This is a genomic window from Ruegeria sp. YKSD163, assembly GCF_059612905.1.
The window spans coordinates 26,952-43,778 of record NZ_JBXWRM010000006.1; the positions used below are offsets into that span (position 1 = coordinate 26,952).

Below are 16,827 nucleotides of genomic sequence, written 5' to 3' on the forward strand. Positions count from 1 at the left end.
GACAGCCCCCCGGCCCCGCTCAGCCCAGCACCGCCAGCGCCGGAAAGGTTTCCAGCAGCCACCAGCTGAACTGAGTGAAGAGGCCCGTGACCAGCATGATGCCGACAAACAGCAACAGCCCGCCCATCAATTTTTCGATCAGCCCCATATGCGGCTTGATCCGGTTCATCACCGCCATCGAGCGGCTGAGGAACATGGCCGCCAACAGGAAGGGCACCCCCAGCCCCGCCGCATAGACCCCCAGCAACAGCGTGCCGCGCGCCACCGAGGCCTCGGACGCCGCCAGCGACAGGATCGCACCCAGCTGCGGCCCGATACAGGGCGTCCAGCCAAAGGCAAAGGCCAGCCCCAGCACATAGGCGCCAAACACCGAGCCACCGGCATCGCCGGTCTGCACCCGCGCCTCGCGATCCAGCAGCGGAATGCGAAAGACACTCAGGAAATGCAGGCCGAACACGATGACCACCACGCCCGAGACCTTGGCGAAGAGTTCCTGATTGGACAGCACAAAGGCGCCAAAGGCCGACGCCGTGAACCCCAACAGCAGAAAGACGGTCGACAGACCCAGCACAAAGAACAGTGCCGCCAGCGTCGCCTTGCGCCGCGCGGCGGCCTGATCCTGGATCTCGCCCAGGCTCACCCCGCTCATATAGGCCAGATAGGGCGGCACGATGGGCAGCACACAGGGGCTGAGAAAGCTGACGATCCCGCCAAGGAGCGCCACGAACATGGCGGGCAAAAGCCCCGCGTCGATGATCTCTATTCCAAACATGACCTGCACATAGGTGATCGCGGGGGCCACGTCACGGGGCCATGCGGTCACATCCTCGTGGCCGTGTTGTAGCAATGTCGCGCCGGGCGCTGGACAGGCGCGCGGCCCGGGCGTATCTGCGTGGCATGACCGACGATTTCGAGACCCTCGACGCGTTGGGGCTGCTTTGCCCCCTGCCCGTGCTCAAGGCCCGCAAGCGGCTGAAATCCATGGCGCCCGGCGCGGTGCTGCGGCTCTTGGCCGACGATCCGGCTGCGGTGGTGGACGTACCGCATTTCTGCGCCGAAGCCGGTCATGTGCTGATCGGTCAGGAGGACGCCGTCGATCACCAGATTTACCTGATCCGCCGCGCGGAATGAAAAAGGCGGGTCCCTGAGGGGCCCGCCTTTTCCGTTACTGTCCTAGCGACCACCAGCCGCGCCGCTTGGGCTTGGCTGGACTGTCGGGTTCCGGCTCAGCCTCGGCCACCGCCAGTTCAGGCGTGGGTTGTTCCTCTGCCTGCGCTAGTTCTGGCGCGAGCTCCGCGTCCGGCTCCGCCTGCGTCGCAGGCGCTTCCTCGGCGGGCTGAGCGATTTCCTCGGCAGTCACCTCGGCCTGACCTGCATTGGCCTCGACGGGCATCACCGGCTCTGCCTCTCCCTCGGGCTTGGCCGCCTCGGCGGGTGCTTCGACCTCGACCGGAGTGTCGACCTGTGCCGCTTCGACCGGAGCTGTCTCTGCCTCGGCACGAGTGTCGGTCATAGCAGTAGCGGCATCCGCCGCGACCGGGACGGCCTCGGCGCCGGGTTCTGCCACAGCCTCGGTTGCGACGGGCTCGGCAGGGGTTTCGGCCTTCTTGCTGCGGCTGCGCGGTTTGCGCGGCTTCGGCGTCTTCTTGACCGGTGCCGACTCAGCCTCAGCCTCGGACTCAGCCTCAGTTGCGGCAGAAACCTCATCGCTCACCACCTCGTCGGTGGCTGCTTCAGCAGCCGCTTCGGCCTTGACCGGTTTCTTGCGCGTGCGGGTCCGCTTGCGCGTGGTCTTGGCCGGAGCCGCCTCCTCGTCGCTTTCGGTCTCGGTTGCAGGTTCTGCCTCGGCAGGCGCCTCGGCCCCGCTCACGTCGTCTCCGTCATCCGAGGCGGAATCGTCACCCGCGTCATCATTGCCGTCGGTGTCGTTGGCGCCATCCTCGCCGCCATTGCCACCGCTCTTGCGCCGCCGCCGCCGCCGCCGCTTGCGCTTGGGCTTGCCGTCGCCATCGTTCTCGGCCGGTTTCTCGGTGCGTGGCTCGTCTACCTCGTCCTCGTCCTCGGCGGCCTCGTCGGCGTCGACCTGATCCATCAGCCGCGAGTCGACCGAGACCACGGGCGCCTGGGCCTGCGGCACCGCGCGGGTTGCGGTCTTGAACTTCTCAAGGCTGAAATCGGGGCTGACCAGGTGCGCGTCGCCCTCGATCCGCACGCTCAGACCATAGCGCGCCTCGATCTGCGCGATATGCTCGCGTTTCTGGTTCATCAGATAGTTGGCAATGCCCACCGGGCAGCGCACCAGCACCTCGCGCGAGCGGCGGCGAGTGCCTTCCTCCTCGATCTGGCGCAGGATGCTCAGCGCCATGTTGTCGTCGGAACGGATCAGGCCAGTGCCGTGGCACGAGGGACACGGCTGCGTGGTGGCCTCGATCATGCCGGGGCGCAGACGCTGGCGGCTCATCTCGAGCAGGCCAAAGCCCGAGATCCGGCCCACCTGGATGCGGGCACGGTCGGATTTCAGCTTGTCCTTCAGGCGCTTCTCGACGGCGGCGTTATTCTTGCGCTCATCCATGTCGATGAAGTCGATCACGATCAGACCGGCCAGGTCGCGCAGGCGCAGCTGGCGGGCCACCTCTTCGGCGGCCTCGAGGTTGGTCTTGAGCGCGGTTTCCTCGATCGAGCCTTCCTTGGTGGCGCGGCCAGAGTTGACGTCGATCGCCACCAGCGCCTCGGTCACGCCGATCACGATATAGCCGCCGGATTTCAGCTGCACCGTCGGGTTGAACATCGAGTTCAGGTAGCTTTCCACCTGGAAACGCGCGAACAGCGGCAACTGGTCCTCATACCGCTGCACGTTCTTGGCGTGGCTGGGCATGATCATCTTCATGAAGTCCTTGGCGATGCGGTAGCCGCCTTCGCCCTCGACCAGAACCTCGTCGATGTCGCGATTGTAAAGGTCGCGGATCGAGCGTTTGATCAGGTCGCCTTCTTCATAGATCTTGGCTGGCGCGATGGATTTCAGCGTCAACTCGCGGATCTGCTCCCACATGCGCTGGAGGTATTCATAGTCGCGCTTGATCTCGGCCTTGGTGCGCTTGGCACCGGCGGTGCGCACGATCAGGCCCGCGCCCTGGGGCACGTCCATTTCGGCGGCGATCTCTTTCAGCTTCTTGCGGTCGACGGCGTTGGTGATCTTGCGGCTGATGCCACCGCCACGCGCGGTGTTCGGCATCAGGACGCAATAGCGGCCCGCAAGGCTCAGATAGGTGGTAAGCGCCGCGCCCTTGTTGCCGCGCTCTTCCTTGACGACCTGCACCAGCATGACCTGGCGCACCTTGACCACTTCCTGGATCTTGTACTTGCGCGCGCGCGGCTTGCGGACCGGGCGCAGATCCTCGGCATCGTCCTCTTCGGCGATGGATTCGATGCTGTCATCCTTTGAGGCGGCATCAGCCTTGCCGCGACGGGGGCGCGGCGTATCCTCGCCATCATCCGCGTCCTCATCCTCGTCATCGGCGTCGTCGGCGCGATCCTCGGCACTGTCCTGCGTGGTGTCACCGTCGGCCTTGGCCGTAGCGGTGTAATCGGTCGTATCAGCAGCCTCGTCCTCGGCCTGTTCCGTGGCCTCATCGGCCCCGTCCTCGGGTTCTTCTACCGGGGTGTCGGCCACACGCTCCATCGGCGAGCTGCCCTCGGGAACGTCCAGCACATCACGATCCTCGTCATCGTCGAGGTCGATGGTCTCCATGCCGCTGATCTCGGTCTCGGTCACGTCCATGGTTTGGACCGGGTCCGAGGAACGCAGGCTTTCGGCCTTGCTGCGCGAGCGGCTGCGGCTGCGCTTGGGCTTCGGGCGCGACTTGCCGCCCTCTTCATCCTCGTCTCGCGCCTTCTGCGCCTCGGCATAAGCGCGCTCCTCCTCCATCAACGCCTGCCGGTCGGCGACGGGGATCTGGTAGTAATCGGGATGGATTTCCGAAAAGGCGAGGAACCCGTGCCGGTTTCCGCCATAGTCGACAAAAGCCGCCTGGAGCGAGGGTTCGACCCGCGTGACCTTTGCCAGATAGATATTGCCAGCTAGCTGGCGTTTGTTTTCGGACTCAAAATCGAATTCCTCGACCTTGTTGCCGTCGACCACCACGACGCGGGTTTCCTCCGCGTGGGTGGCATCAATGAGCATCTTCTTTGCCATGTTTCCTTGGTGCACCGCGCAATGCGCAACCTCCCAGGCGGTAGAACCGTCCTAAGGGGGGTACGATTTGGCGGGTGTCTTGTCAGGGCGATTGGAGACGCCGCGCGGCAGAGATCGGCGTTTTGCCCCTCTGCTCGTCCACTCGAAAGTTGCGCGCGCGTCATCGCGGTTCTTCTCCGACAGGTCGGGCGTTTCCCGGGCCTGCCCATTTATTCCTGTCACCCGGCAAGCGGGCGAAGGCATTGTATTGCCCCGGTCAGGGGCCAATCGGTCTGCTTTGTCTCCGGGATCTGTGCCAGCGGGGGCAGAGCAGCGAAACTCTATTGGGTGCGGGAGCAAGGAACCCTTGGGGCCGCCCCGTTCTGTCACAATAAAAGCAGTGCTGTGGAAAAGACAATGGGCAAAGTGCATGTTCACGAGGGTCAAGGGGCCCATAGGCCCCCGAACACGGCCAAAAGCCGCCCGGAAGGCGACGCCGCCGACGCCTTCCGGTCGCTGTAGGTGGCCCAGGATCGGCCAGCCATACCTCGGCGGCGCTGGCCGCGCCCGTGAGAGCCGTCGCCGCCGGGTTGGATCAGAGGTAATCCGAGCGCTGAAGCCCGTACTTCGCCATCTTCTCGTTCAGGGTCCGGCGCGGCAGGCACAGCTCGTCCATCACCGCCGCAATCGAGCCCTTGTGCCGCCGCATGGTGTTGTCGATCAGCATCCGCTCGAACGCCTCGACATATTCCTTGAGCGGCTTGCCCTCGGTGGTCATCACCGGCTGCATGTCCTCGTGATCGGACATCAGGAGCGAAGCGATAGTGCCCGAGCCGCGCCGCGCCTGCAGCACCGCGCGTTCGGCGATGTTGATCAGCTGACGCACGTTACCCGGCCAGGGCGCCTGCAACAGCTGCGCGGCCTCCTGCGCGCTGACCTGCGGCGCGTCACAGCCGTATTCCTCGGCGAACTGCTCGCTGAGCCGGGTGAACAGCGTCAGGATATCCTCGCCCCGCTGGCGCAGCGGCGGCATGGTCAGGCGCAGCGCGGCCAGGCGATAGAACAGGTCCGGGCGCAGCACGTCCTCGCTGGTCTTGCCCGCCTCTTGCAGGTTCGAGATGGCCACGATCCGGGTTTCGGCCGGCGTGCCCTGCTGGTTCATCACCGACAACAGCTTGGCCTGAAGCGCATCGCTGAGCGACTCGATATCTTCCAGCACCAGCGTGCCACCGCGCGCCTCCTCGATGGCGGGCAATTGCGCATCCTCGGGGATCATCGGGCCAAAGAGCCGCTTTGACAGCGCCTCTTCCTCCAGCGCCGAACACGAGACCAGCACGAATTTCTTGCCCGCGCGGCTGCCCACCGCATGCAGCGCATGCGCCACCAGGGTCTTGCCGGTGCCGGTCTCACCGTCGATAAGCACATGGCCGTCGGCCTGACCCAGGTCCAGAATGTCCTCGCGCAGCCGCTCCATCACCGGGCTGGTGCCGATTAGCTTTTTCATGATCTGGCTGCCATCGCTCAGCTCGCGCCTGAGCGCCCGGTTGTCCAGCGTCAGCCGGCGCGCATTGCTGGCGCGCTTGGCCAGGTCGGACATCCGGTCGGGGTTGAACGGCTTTTCCAGAAAGTCGAAGGCGCCGACCCGCATCGCCTCGACCGCCATTGGCACGTCGCCATGGCCAGTGATCATGATCACCGGCAGCGAGCTGTCCGCCCCCATCAGCTTTTTCAGAAACTGCATGCCGTCCATGCCCGGCATCTTGATATCCGAGATGACGATGCCGGGATAATCCGATCCCAGAACCTTCAGCGCCTCCTCGGCGCTGGCAAAGGTTTCGGTGTCATAGCCCGACAGGGCCAGCCACTGGCTGATCGACTGGCGCATGTCCTGTTCGTCGTCGACAATCGCAATCTTCATCGCCTGTGCCATAGGGTTTTCCCTCTTCATTCCGCGGCTTCCAGACCGTCTTCGAGGATCGGCAATTGCATCTCGAAAACGGCACCGCCATGTTGCCCGTTCCGCGCCGTCAGGCGCCCGCCAAGGTCGTTGACGATCCCCGAGGAGATTGCAAGGCCCAGGCCCACCCCGTCGCCGGGCTGTTTGGTGGTGTAGAACGGCTCAAAGATATTCTCGAAATCACGGATCCCGTGACCATTGTCGCGCACCGTCAGGGTGGCGGTCTCGCCCGCGGCCAGGATGATCTCGACCTCGGGGTCGCGCACCGATTTGGTGGCGTCGAGCGCATTGCGCAAGAGGTTGACCATGACCTGTTCGATCCGCATCCGGTCGCCCATCACGAATACCGGTCGATCCGGCAGGATCTGGGTGATCTGCACCTGCCGCTGGCGCAGCTGCGGTTCCATCATCGCCAGCGAGGCCGCCAGCGCATCGCCCATGTTTATTGGCGAAAGCGCCTCTTGCCCCTTGCGGGCATAGGATTTCAGCTGCCGCGTGATCGCCCCCATCCGCTCGATCAGGTCGTCGATGCGGCCAAAGCTCGACAGCGCCTCTTCGGGGCGGTTGCGGCGCAGCAGCAGGCGGGCGCCGGCCAGATAGGTCTTCATCGCCGCCAGCGGCTGGTTCAACTCGTGGCTGACCGCGGCCGACATCTCGCCCAGGGCGGCCAGTTTCGAGCTTTGCGCCAGCGTCTGTTCGGCCACTTCGAGGGTCTTTTGCACCCGCTCACGTTCGGCGATTTCCCGCTGTAGCCGGGCATTGAGCGCGCGAAGCTCCGCCGACTCGCGCTGGAACAGCGCCATGCGGAACGCGGTGCGCCGGCTCAACGCATAGAAGCTGAGCGCCAGAAGAATCGCGAATCCCATGATCTCCAGCGCCAGTACCCCGTTCACCCGCTCGCGGATCGAGGCATATGTGGTGAACGAGGTCATCTGCCAGCCCCGGAACGGGATGCGGCTGTCCATCCGCATCACCGCCTCGCCGCGCAGATAGGCGTCAGCGGGCAGCGCGGTCCAGTCGGCGGTCACCCGGATCGCCCGTTCGATGGCGTTCTCTGGCGTCTGCTGGCTCAGCGCCTGGGCCGGGGCCAGACCGCGCCAGCGCGGCTCGGTGGCCAGGATGATGGTGCCCGCGGAATTGGTGACGAACACCGCGTCCGAAATCCCCGACCATGCGCGTTCGAACTTTTGCAGATCGACCTCGACCACGATCACGCCCAGCACGCCGGAACTGTCCTCCAGCCTGCGGGAATAGGTAAAGCTGTAGCCGCCCGCCTCTCGCTGGATGGTCGAGAACACGGTGGAATTGGATCGCACCGGATCAACGAAATAGGCCGCCGAGCGGTGCTGTTCGCCCAACCGGTTGCGGTCGGTCGCGGCGACGGTGCGCCCGTCGCGGTCGAGCAGCATCAGCGAGGCGGCGCCGATTTCCTCGACAAAGGAGATCAGCCGCTGGGTCGATTGCGAGAAATCGCTCGATTGCAGCGCCGCGATCAGCGTCGGGTCGCGCGCCAGCAGCTGTGGCACGATCGCGTTGCGTCTGAGTTCGCTGAGCAGGTTGCCGGAATAAAGCGCCAGCCGCAGCTCGGCCCGGTTGCGGGTGCTTTCGGTAAAGCGGTCGGTCAGCAGCCTGTTGGTGACCCAGACCGTCGCGGTCGCGCTCAGCAGCAGCAGCACCAGCGCCGCCCGCACCCGCCAGCTGAGCTGGCCGGTGCGGATCCAGTTCTGTCCCTTGGGGTCTTTGCGCGCGGTACTCATGGGATCAGGCTACGCGCGCGGGGCGCGTTGCTCAAGTCACGCCGGGGTCAGCGCCCCCGCCAATGCGCGGAAGAGCGCCACCCCGTCGGTGCCACCATGGCCCGCATCGGCGGCCCGTTCGGGATGCGGCATCATCCCCAGCACCCGGCGGTTGGCGCTGAGAATGCCGGCGATATCGTCGCGCGCGCCATTGGGGTTGTCGGTATAGGTGAAGGCGATCCGGTCCTCGGCCCTGAGCGCGGCCAGCGTCTCGTCATCGGCATAATAGTTGCCGTCGTGATGGGCGATCGGGATACCGATCACGTCGCCTGCATTGTAGCCCTCGGTAAAGACGCTGTTCGAGGTCTCGACCTTCAGCTCAACGGTCTTGCAGATGTATTTCAGACCGGCATTGCGCAGCAGGGCGCCGGGCAGGATGCCGGTTTCGGTCAGCACCTGGAACCCGTTGCACACGCCCAGGGCATAGCCGCCACGCTCGGTATGCTCGACCACCGCCTTGCAGATCGGCGATTGCGCGGCAATGGCACCACAGCGCAGATAGTCGCCATAGCTGAAGCCGCCGGGAATGCCGACAATGTCGATCCCCTGCGGCAGGCTGGCATCCTTGTGCCAGACCATCGAGACATCGAAACCGGCCTGTTCAAAGGCCACGGCCAGGTCCCGGTCGCAATTCGATCCGGGAAAGACGACAACGGCTGCGCGCATGGGCGAGACCTCCTAGCTAGCAAAATCGGTGATCACCGCCACGCCCGGCGGGGCGGGACGGTCAAAGGCGGCAAGCTCGGCGCTTGCCTGGGACAGGGTGATGGTGCGGGTCACCAAGGGCGACAGGTCCACATGGCCGCCGTCGATGAGAGAGAGAAGCGAGGGATAGCGCCAGGCGGGCATGCCGCGGGTGCCTTGCAGGGTCAGTTGCCCGGAATAGAGCACATCCATCGGCAGGGTCATGGCCGTATGCTCGCCGGCCGGCATGCCGATCATCACCAGCCGGCCCAGCTTGCGCAGGGCCCGCATGGCGCCGGTCATGGTGGCGGCGATCCCCAGCGCCTCGATGGCGACATGGGCGCCGCCGCCGGTCAGCTCGCGCACTGCCTCGGCCGCGTCGGTTTCGGCGGCGTTGACCACCGCGTCGGCCCCAAGGCTTTTGGCATGGGTCAGTTTGTCTTCGACCACATCGACCACGACGACGCGTGCGCCAAGCGCGCGGCCCAGAAGCAGCGCCGACAATCCGACGCCGCCGCCGCCAAACACCGCCAGCCATTCGCCCGGACGCAGCTCGGCGCGGCCCACCAGCGCCTGCCAGGCGGTGGTGACCCGGCAGCCAAGGCCGGCGGCCACATGCGGTGGCAGGCTCTCGGGCAAGGCGGTCAGGTTGGTATCGGCAAAGGGCACCGCGATCAGCTCGGCAAAGGCGCCATCGCGGGTAAAGCCCGGCACCTGCTGGTTGGCGCAGATGGTCTGATGTCCGGCCGCGCAATCGCCGCAGCGCCCGCAGGCCAGGATAAAGGGCGCGATCACCCGGTCGCCCGGCCGCCAGCGGCTGACACCGGTCCCCAGCGCCACCACCTCGCCGCAGAATTCGTGGCCCGGCACCATGGGCAGAACCACATCCGGGTCGGCCCCGGTCCAGGCATGCCAGTCAGACCGGCACACCCCGCAGGCCAGCACGCGCAGCACCACCTCTCCCGGTCCCGGTGTCGGGTCCGGCAGGGTCGCCAGCGTCAGGGGCTGGCGCCAGGCGGTCAGCTGCGCGGCGCGCATGGCTCAGACCAGCTCGATCTCGTAGCGTTCGATGACCGTGTTGGCGAGCAGCTTTTCGCACATCTCGGCCACGTCGGCCTCGGTGGCGCCTTCGACCAGATCGAGGTCGATCACCTTGCCCTGGCGGACACCGGTCACCTTGTCAAAGCCCATGGCGCCAAGCGCGTGGCGCACCGCCTCACCCTGCGGATCGAGTACCCCGTTCTTGAGCATCACATGCACGCGTGCCTTCATCTTTCCTTGTCCTTCATCCTGCTCCTGCCGGACCGCGCAGCGCCACCCCTCACAGGGCCGGTCGCGCGCCCGCATAGCTGTTTCGATCTGTTGCGCGCGGCGGTCGCCATCCGCCGACGCAATGTCCCGATTTCCTGCGCCGTCCCGACCTCAGTTGATCAGCGTCGGTTTCGTCACCTGGCTTTTCGGGATCACGCCCAGGCGGCGGGCCACCTCGGAATAGGCATCGGTCAGGCTGCCCAGGTCGCGGCGGAACACGTCCTTGTCCAGCTTCTGCCCGGTGGCGATATCCCACAGACGACAGCTGTCGGGGCTGATCTCGTCGGCGATGATCAGGCGCGGATAGTCGTTCTCGTAGACCCGGCCGATCTCGATCTTGAAGTCGATCAGCTTGATGCCGACGCCATACATCAGCCCCGAGAGGTAATCGTTCACCCGCAGCGCCAGGCTCAGGATATCGTCCATGTCCTGCTGGCTGGCCCAGCCGAAGGCGGCGATATGCTCCTCGGTCACCAGCGGGTCGCCCAGCTCGTCATTCTTGAGGCAATATTCCACGATCGGGCGCGGCAGTTGCGTGCCCTCTTCGATGCCCAGCCGTTTCGACATGGTGCCGGCGGCAAAGTTGCGCACGATCACTTCCAGCGGCACGATCTCGCAGGCGCGCACCAGTTGTTCGCGCATGTTGAGACGGCGGATGAAATGGGTCGGCACGCCGATCTGGGCCAGACCGGTCATGAAATATTCGCTCAGGCGGTTGTTCAGAACGCCCTTGCCTTCGATCACGTCCTTTTTCTGGGCGTTGAAGGCGGTGGCGTCATCCTTGAAGTACTGCACGATGGTGCCCGGTTCCGGGCCTTCGTACAGGATCTTGGCCTTGCCTTCGTAAATCTTGGTGCGACGCGCCATCTGCGACCTTTCCGACTGGGGCGGGGAAATGAGTCCCCCGTCATGGCGCTCTCATACGGCAAGCGCCGCAGTGTCGCAAGGTTACCGCTGCCTCTTGCGGTCTGCCCCCGCGAACGGCATATCAGAAGCAGAGCACAATTCACTGAGGGGACGCAACCCATGACCACCTTCGACGATCGCGAACACGCGTTTGAAGCCAAGTTCGCCCATGACGAGGAAATGCAGTTCAAGGCTCAGGCCCGCTGCAACAAGATGCTGGGCCTGTGGGCTGCTGGCCTGATGGGCAAGACCGGCGACGAGGCCGCCGCCTATGCCAAGACCGTCGTGATCGCCGATTTCGAAGAGGCCGGCCACGAGGACGTGGTGCGCAAGGTCACCGCCGATCTGGACGGGCTGGCCGATGCCGATACGGTGCGCGCCAAGATGGCAGAACTGCTGCCCGAGGCCAAGGCGCAGATCATGGGCGAAGCGGGCTGAACCGCGCAATTTCTGATGCGGTTTCAATCGCATGGAGAACCCGCAAGCACCTGCTTGCGGGTTTACTTTTGGGAAAGGGATGCGCGGCTAGTCTTTGGCCAATTGCCAAAGGACCCCGCATGCATCGACCCGTCCCTTCGTTCCCCCGCCTGACCGGTCTGCTGCTGCGTCTTGGCGGCACGATTGCGCTCACCCTTTGGCTGTTGTGGATGCTGGTCGAGCGTCTGGCGGCGATGGAGCCGGGCGCGGTGACCGAGGCCCTGTCCGGCCTGCCCGTCTGGCGGCTGGCGGTGGCGTTGCTGGCGACGGTGGTCAGTTTCTGGTCGGTGGGCCGCTATGACGGCGTGGCGCACCGGCATTTCCGGACCGGTCTGGCGCAGCGGCAGGCCCGGCTCTGCGGTATGGCCGCCATCGGCTTTTCTCAGTTCTGTGGCTGCGGCGTGCTGAGCGGCGCATTCGCCCGCTGGCGCTTGATCGGCGATTTGACCCCGGCGCTGGCGTTGCGCCTGACCGCCTTCGTCGCGGTCACCTTTCTGCTGGCGCTGGCCTTATGGGCCTCGGTCCTGTGCCTGACCGCCTTCGTCGCGGTCACCTTTCTGCTGGCGCTGGCCTTATGGGCCTCGGTCCTGTGCCTGATCGCGCCACCACTGCCGGGGTTGCGGCAAACGGGGCTGGCGGGGATGGCGCTGCTGCTGCCGATCGGGGTGGTCCTGTTCCTGCTGCCACGGCTGCGGCTGGGGCGCATCACGTTGGGCCTGCCCAGCCTGCGGGCGCTGGGGGCGATCCTGGGCTGGGCGGCGCTGGACCTGGCGGCGGCAGCGCTGGTGCTGGCGGTGCTGCTGCCTGGCCTGTCCTGGGTCGATCTGCCCTTGCTGCTCACGGCCTATGTGCTGGCACTGGCGGCGGGGCTTCTATCCGGGGCACCGGGCGGGCTGGGGGCGTTCGAACTGACGCTGCTGTCACTGCTGATCACGCAACCCGAGGCCGAGCTGATGGCGGCGGTGCTGGCCTATCGGCTGATCTATGTGGCCCTGCCGGCGCTGGTGGCGGTGCCGCTGCTGCTGTCGCCGCCCGACCTGCGGCTGAGGCGGCAGAGCCGTCTGTCAAGGTTGGGGCATTACCACCCGCCCGCACGCCCCCGCGCCGAAACCGCCGTAGTGACGCAATCGCACGGCTATGTGCTGAGCGGCGGGTTTGCCGACATGGCCGTGGTCGAGACCGATCAGAGCCTGATCATGCTGTTCGATCCGGTCTGTGGCGGCCGTCACCCCGATCTGTCCCTGCTGTCGTACCGGGCGGCGCAGCGCAATCTCTGCGCACTGGTCTACAAGTGCTCGGCCCGGGTCGCAGTCTCGGCCCGGCGCGCAGGCTGGCGCGTGCGACATGTCTCGAACGAAGCGACGCTGGTGCCCGCCACGTTTACCACCGAGGGCGCGGGGCGGCGCCAGATCCGGCGCAAGCTGCGCCATGCGGTGCGCGCGGGCTTGCGGACCTGCCGGGCCAGTGCCCTCCCGCTGGCCCAGATGGCCGAGGTCGACAGACTGTGGCAAAGCGTGAACGGACGGGCATGGGGGCTTACCATGGGCCGCTTTGCGCCCAGTTACCTCGCCCGACAGGCGGTATTCCTGGCCTGGCGCGGCCCACGGCTCGAAGGGTTCGTCAGCTTTCACCGCAGCCGGGACGAATGGTGCCTTGACTTGATGCGGGTTCGCCCGGACGCACCCGAGGGCACCATGCATGCGCTGGTGGTCGAGGCACTGACCGTTGCCGCTGCGGCACGGGTGCCCCGGCTGTCACTGGCAGCGGTGCCATGCGGGCTATTGGGTCGCGGCTTTGAAGGTCTGCGCCGGTTCAAGGACAGTTTCGCCCCCCGCTGGCAACCGCTTTACATGGCCGCACCCGGCTGGACCGTGATGGCGGTGGCCGCGCTCGACCTGACCCGCCACGTACAGGCGCCACCACCGCTGGCCCGGCACCATCCACAGTCGGCTCATGATCATGATGAAGAGTTTGAATTTGCCTCTCTCACGGGAACGTGACACATCTGCCCATCAAGGCGGGCCCTGCGGGCGCCGCGCAATCGGGGAGTCGCAAGACCATGACCAACGCATTTGCAGACATGCTGGCCAGCCATGACGTGCTGCTGGCCGATGGCGCCACCGGCACCAACCTGTTCGCCATGGGCCTGCAATCGGGCGACGCGCCCGAGCTGTGGAACACCGATGAGCCCGACAAGATCCGCGCGCTGTATCAGGGCTCGGTCGATGCGGGCAGCGATCTGTTCCTGACCAACACTTTTGGCGGCACCGCCGCGCGGCTGAAACTGCACGACGCCCAAGGCCGCGTGCGCGAGCTGAACCGGATCGGCGCCGAGCTGGGCCGCGAGGTCGCGGACCGCGCCGGGCGCAAGGTGATCGTGGCCGGATCGGTCGGACCCACCGGCGAGATCATGGAACCGGTGGGCGCTCTCAGCCATGCCGCCGCGGTCGAGATGTTCCACGAACAGGCAGAGGGCCTGAAAGAGGGCGGCGTCGACGTGCTGTGGCTGGAAACGATCAGCGCCCCCGAGGAGTTTCGCGCCGCCGCCGAGGCCTTTGCGCTGGCTGGCATGCCCTGGTGCGGCACCATGAGTTTCGACACTGCCGGGCGCACGATGATGGGCGTCACCTCGGCCGATATGGCGCAACTGGTCGAAACCCTGCCCAACCCGCCGCTGGCCTTTGGCGCCAATTGCGGCACAGGCGCCTCGGACATCCTGCGCACGGTGCTGGGCTTTGTTGCCCAGGGCACCGAACGCCCGATCATCTCCAAGGGCAATGCCGGCATTCCGAAATATGTCGATGGTCACATCCATTACGACGGCACGCCCGAGCTGATGGGCGTCTATGCCACCATGGCCCGAGATGCCGGCGCCAAGATCATCGGCGGCTGCTGCGGCACCATGCCCGCGCACCTGACCGCGATGCGGGCGGCGCTGGACACTACCCCGCGTGGCGACCGTCCGACGCTGGAGGAGATCGTGGACAAGATCGGCCCCTTCACCTCGGCCTCGGACGGCACCGGTGACGATGCGGGCCCCGAGCGCCGCGCGCGCAGTGGCCGCCGCCGCCGCGCCTGAGCCTGGCGCTTAGTCTGCGGGCGCGTTCAGCAGCGCCCGCAGCCGCGCCACCGGCACGCCCAGGTTCGAGCCGCCGAAATCCGGCAGGATCGCGGTATTGACCGCCACCACCTGACCGCGCAGGTTCAGCACCGGCCCGCCGCTGCCGCCATGGGTGGTTTCGGCATCATAGGTCACCAGTGCAGGGGTCACCTGCCCAACGATGCCCCGGCTGGCCAGCGGCCAGATCAGCCCCTCGCCCGCAAGCCGCGCCGCCACCTCCCAGAACCCGGTGACACCGGCACCGCGCAACTCCTCGACGAAACCGGTGCCCGAGCGCGCCAGCATCGACATCAGCCCGGTCGGATAGCCCATCACCAGCACCTCGAGCCCCGGCGGCGGCGCAGCCTCGGCCAGCGGCAGGCCCGGCGGCAAATCGACCGGCGCGACGGGTGCCACAAGCGCCAGATCGGCACTGTCGCTCAGGCCCCGCACCTCCAGGTCGACCGGATCGGGCCGGGCCGGAAAATAGGCGATGAAGCGGGTAAAGACCGGCTCCATCGCGTCCCCGCCAAAGCCCATGGCGGCGGATTTTTCCCATGGGACGGCAACATGACGGTTGGTGGCGATAAGCCCGGTATCCGCCAGCACGAAACCGGTGCCGGTATACTGTACCTCGGCCACCGGCCCGGTGCCGTCGAGCGAGAGCATCGGCTGCCCGTTCGGCAGCATCAGCCGGTTGCCTGCCGCATCCAGCACGTGGCGCAACATCCGGCCACTGTCGCGGTGACGCAACCCATAGCCGCCCTGGATGAAGGCCACCGACCCCGCAGCGGTCGAAATCACGCGGGTCCCGGCGCCTGAGCGCTCCTCGAGCGTGTCGAGCCGCTCGGCATTCAGTTGCAGGCGGATGCCGATCTCGTCCTGGAGCGCGTCCAGATCGCCGGGCCGGATCGCCTCGCGCCGCGCCTCTGCCAGGGCCGAGGCCAGCGCCTCGACCTGAAAACGGCCGCTTTCATATTGAGCGCGTAGGGCGCGGTCGGCGCGAATCTGCCAGACCGCCAGAGCCGCCAGCGCCACGAGGCCAAGCAAGACCAGCCCACGAAACAGCAAGGCCCCGTTGCCCAGGAGCCGGGCCAGGAACATCCCCGCCGCGCGCGGCAGGCGGGCCAGCATCGGGCGGCGGCTGGTGCGCAGATAGCTGAGCGCGTCCCCCAACATCTCGGCCAGGGTGGGATGCGGGCGGCGACGTTCGTCATAGATACGCAGACGCGACAGCGGCCCCTGCTCGCCGAACTCGATCACATCGCCATGGGACAGGACAGCGGCCTCGACCGGCTGACGATTGACCCAGACCCGCGCGCCCGGCGCGGTGATAAGATGATAGACCCCCTCTTGACGTCGCACCCGCGCAATCAACTCTCCGGGGATACCGACGTCTCCCGGTGCCAGCACCCGCAGCCACCCATCGCGGTCAATCAGCAGCTCGACCCGATCCGAAGTGATCCAGGAATAGAGTCCCCGGTTTCGCCCGGTCAGATGTTCCAGGACGGCCGCATCGGGGCTATGGCTGGGCACGCTCATGTCGCCATGATGCCCAGCCTACATGGTCGGTTGTCAATCCGGCCTTCGTTCACCGACCTTCAAACTTGGCGGCGCGCTTTTCCATGAAGGCAACGACGCCTTCCTGAAAATCGCGGCTGCGGCCGCATTCGCCCTGCAAATGCGCCTCGGTCGCCAGCTGGTCGGACAGCGCGGTGCCATAAGTGCCCCGGATCGCTTTCTTGATATTGGCGAATGCAGCGGTGGGGCCATTGGCCAGATAGGCAGCGCGCTTGCGCCAATGGGCGTCGAAGTCGGCATCCGGCACAGCCTCCCAGATCATGCCCCAAGCCTCGGCCTGGCGGGCGTCGATCTTGTCGGCGAACAGTGCCGCACCCATCGCCTTGGCCAGCCCCATCTGGCGCGGCAGGAACCAGGTACCGCCGGCATCGGGCATCAGGCCGATGCGGGCAAAGGCCTGCAGGAAATAGGCGCTTTCGGTTGCGATCACCACATCGGCACAGAGCGCCAGATTGGCCCCTGCCCCCGCCGCGGGCCCGTTCACCGCAGCGATGGTCGGTACCGGGCAATCATAAATCGCCTCGAGCATGGGGTTGTATTCGTCGCGCAGGGTGCGTTCGAGGTCGATCTTGCCGGAACTGCCCGCATCACCCAGATCCTGACCGGTGCAAAACGCACGGCCAGCCCCCGTCAGCACGATGGCGCGCGCTTCGCGCCCGGCGGCCTTCATCGCATGGGTGATCTCGGCCCGCATCCGGCTGGTCAGCGCGTTCATCTTGTCAGGGCGGTTCAGGGTCAGAACCGCCAGACCATCGGCGATGTCCAGAGAGATGGTGTCGTATTGCATGCGTAGAGACCCCCGGTTGGATGCTGATGCGCCGCAAACTGGCGCAAGTTGACGTGT

General features: G+C 66.2%; 14 protein-coding genes. 4 read left to right on the forward strand and 10 right to left on the reverse strand.

The window, feature by feature from the left end; genetic code table 11:
* Nucleotides 1-19: 19 nt before the first annotated feature.
* Nucleotides 20-772: a cytochrome c biogenesis CcdA family protein gene (locus AC2FNA_RS09785; RefSeq protein WP_496826380.1), complete on the reverse strand. Its 753-nt coding sequence runs from the start codon at nt 770-772 to the stop codon at nt 20-22.
* Nucleotides 773-897: 125 nt separating this feature from the next.
* Between AC2FNA_RS09785 and AC2FNA_RS09790 the strand changes: the two genes are divergently transcribed.
* The gene (locus tag AC2FNA_RS09790; protein ID WP_496826054.1) at nt 898-1,131 is read left to right on the forward strand and encodes a sulfurtransferase TusA family protein; all 234 of its coding nucleotides are present in this window, start codon (nt 898-900) and stop codon (nt 1,129-1,131) included.
* A gap of 34 nt (nt 1,132-1,165) precedes the next feature.
* Here the strand turns inward: AC2FNA_RS09790 and AC2FNA_RS09795 are convergent, their stop codons facing one another.
* The 7 genes from AC2FNA_RS09795 to purC all read right to left on the reverse strand — a co-directional run bounded on the left by AC2FNA_RS09795 (nt 1,166) and on the right by purC (nt 10,786).
* Nucleotides 1,166-4,192: an Rne/Rng family ribonuclease gene (locus AC2FNA_RS09795; RefSeq protein ID WP_496826056.1), complete on the reverse strand. Its 3,027-nt coding sequence runs from the start codon at nt 4,190-4,192 to the stop codon at nt 1,166-1,168.
* Nucleotides 4,193-4,766: 574 nt separating this feature from the next.
* Nucleotides 4,767-6,101: a sigma-54-dependent transcriptional regulator gene (locus AC2FNA_RS09800; RefSeq protein ID WP_496826382.1), complete on the reverse strand. Its 1,335-nt coding sequence runs from the start codon at nt 6,099-6,101 to the stop codon at nt 4,767-4,769.
* Nucleotides 6,102-6,115: 14 nt separating this feature from the next.
* The gene (locus AC2FNA_RS09805; protein WP_234144050.1) at nt 6,116-7,885 is read right to left on the reverse strand and encodes a sensor histidine kinase; all 1,770 of its coding nucleotides are present in this window, start codon (nt 7,883-7,885) and stop codon (nt 6,116-6,118) included.
* A 36-nt stretch (nt 7,886-7,921) separates the two neighbouring features.
* Nucleotides 7,922-8,590 (reverse strand): phosphoribosylformylglycinamidine synthase subunit PurQ, encoded by a 669-nt coding sequence (purQ, locus tag AC2FNA_RS09810; RefSeq protein ID WP_234169001.1) that lies wholly within the window; start codon nt 8,588-8,590, stop codon nt 7,922-7,924.
* 12 nt (nt 8,591-8,602) lie between these two features.
* A complete protein-coding gene (locus AC2FNA_RS09815) occupies nt 8,603-9,646 on the reverse strand; it encodes a zinc-dependent alcohol dehydrogenase family protein (protein ID WP_496826059.1) in 1,044 nt (347 codons plus the stop codon).
* Between the two features lie 3 nt (nt 9,647-9,649).
* Nucleotides 9,650-9,880 (reverse strand): phosphoribosylformylglycinamidine synthase subunit PurS, encoded by a 231-nt coding sequence (purS, locus tag AC2FNA_RS09820; protein ID WP_011047621.1) that lies wholly within the window; start codon nt 9,878-9,880, stop codon nt 9,650-9,652.
* Nucleotides 9,881-10,030: 150 nt separating this feature from the next.
* Nucleotides 10,031-10,786, reverse strand: coding sequence for a phosphoribosylaminoimidazolesuccinocarboxamide synthase (purC, locus tag AC2FNA_RS09825; protein WP_234136584.1), 756 nt, complete (start codon nt 10,784-10,786; stop codon nt 10,031-10,033).
* 159 nt (nt 10,787-10,945) lie between these two features.
* Here purC and AC2FNA_RS09830 point away from each other — a divergent pair, with 159 nt between their 5' ends.
* The 3 genes from AC2FNA_RS09830 to bmt all read left to right on the forward strand — a co-directional run bounded on the left by AC2FNA_RS09830 (nt 10,946) and on the right by bmt (nt 14,381).
* Nucleotides 10,946-11,263, forward strand: coding sequence for a DUF1476 domain-containing protein (locus AC2FNA_RS09830; protein WP_234144042.1), 318 nt, complete (start codon nt 10,946-10,948; stop codon nt 11,261-11,263).
* Nucleotides 11,264-11,382: 119 nt separating this feature from the next.
* Nucleotides 11,383-13,302, forward strand: coding sequence for a phosphatidylglycerol lysyltransferase domain-containing protein (locus AC2FNA_RS09835; RefSeq protein ID WP_496826062.1), 1,920 nt, complete (start codon nt 11,383-11,385; stop codon nt 13,300-13,302).
* 59 nt (nt 13,303-13,361) lie between these two features.
* On the forward strand, nt 13,362-14,381 hold the full coding sequence (bmt, locus tag AC2FNA_RS09840) for a betaine--homocysteine S-methyltransferase (protein WP_496826064.1): 1,020 nt from the start codon (nt 13,362-13,364) through the stop codon (nt 14,379-14,381).
* Between the two features lie 9 nt (nt 14,382-14,390).
* Here the strand turns inward: bmt and AC2FNA_RS09845 are convergent, their stop codons facing one another.
* Nucleotides 14,391-15,944 carry a trypsin-like peptidase domain-containing protein gene (locus AC2FNA_RS09845; protein ID WP_496826066.1) on the reverse strand — a complete coding sequence of 518 codons (1,554 nt, stop codon included), beginning with the start codon at nt 15,942-15,944 and terminating at the stop codon, nt 14,391-14,393.
* A 49-nt stretch (nt 15,945-15,993) separates the two neighbouring features.
* Nucleotides 15,994-16,770, reverse strand: a complete 777-nt coding sequence (locus AC2FNA_RS09850; protein ID WP_496826068.1) for an enoyl-CoA hydratase-related protein — start codon at nt 16,768-16,770, stop codon at nt 15,994-15,996.
* Nucleotides 16,771-16,827: the final 57 nt, after the last annotated feature.

Excerpts from the sequence above, each read along its gene's own strand:
- AC2FNA_RS09785 (WP_496826380.1), bottom strand. The coding sequence starts at position 772 with ATGTTTGGAATAGAGATCATCGACGCGGGGCTTTTGCCCGCCATGTTC.
- AC2FNA_RS09790 (WP_496826054.1), top strand. The coding sequence starts at position 898 with ATGACCGACGATTTCGAGACCCTCGACGCGTTGGGGCTGCTTTGCCCC.
- AC2FNA_RS09795 (WP_496826056.1), bottom strand. The coding sequence starts at position 4,192 with ATGGCAAAGAAGATGCTCATTGATGCCACCCACGCGGAGGAAACCCGC.
- AC2FNA_RS09800 (WP_496826382.1), bottom strand. The coding sequence starts at position 6,101 with ATGGCACAGGCGATGAAGATTGCGATTGTCGACGACGAACAGGACATG.
- AC2FNA_RS09805 (WP_234144050.1), bottom strand. The coding sequence starts at position 7,885 with ATGAGTACCGCGCGCAAAGACCCCAAGGGACAGAACTGGATCCGCACC.
- purQ (WP_234169001.1), bottom strand. The coding sequence starts at position 8,590 with ATGCGCGCAGCCGTTGTCGTCTTTCCCGGATCGAATTGCGACCGGGAC.
- AC2FNA_RS09815 (WP_496826059.1), bottom strand. The coding sequence starts at position 9,646 with ATGCGCGCCGCGCAGCTGACCGCCTGGCGCCAGCCCCTGACGCTGGCG.
- purS (WP_011047621.1), bottom strand. The coding sequence starts at position 9,880 with ATGAAGGCACGCGTGCATGTGATGCTCAAGAACGGGGTACTCGATCCG.
- purC (WP_234136584.1), bottom strand. The coding sequence starts at position 10,786 with ATGGCGCGTCGCACCAAGATTTACGAAGGCAAGGCCAAGATCCTGTAC.
- AC2FNA_RS09830 (WP_234144042.1), top strand. The coding sequence starts at position 10,946 with ATGACCACCTTCGACGATCGCGAACACGCGTTTGAAGCCAAGTTCGCC.
- AC2FNA_RS09835 (WP_496826062.1), top strand. The coding sequence starts at position 11,383 with ATGCATCGACCCGTCCCTTCGTTCCCCCGCCTGACCGGTCTGCTGCTG.
- bmt (WP_496826064.1), top strand. The coding sequence starts at position 13,362 with ATGACCAACGCATTTGCAGACATGCTGGCCAGCCATGACGTGCTGCTG.
- AC2FNA_RS09845 (WP_496826066.1), bottom strand. The coding sequence starts at position 15,944 with ATGAGCGTGCCCAGCCATAGCCCCGATGCGGCCGTCCTGGAACATCTG.
- AC2FNA_RS09850 (WP_496826068.1), bottom strand. The coding sequence starts at position 16,770 with ATGCAATACGACACCATCTCTCTGGACATCGCCGATGGTCTGGCGGTT.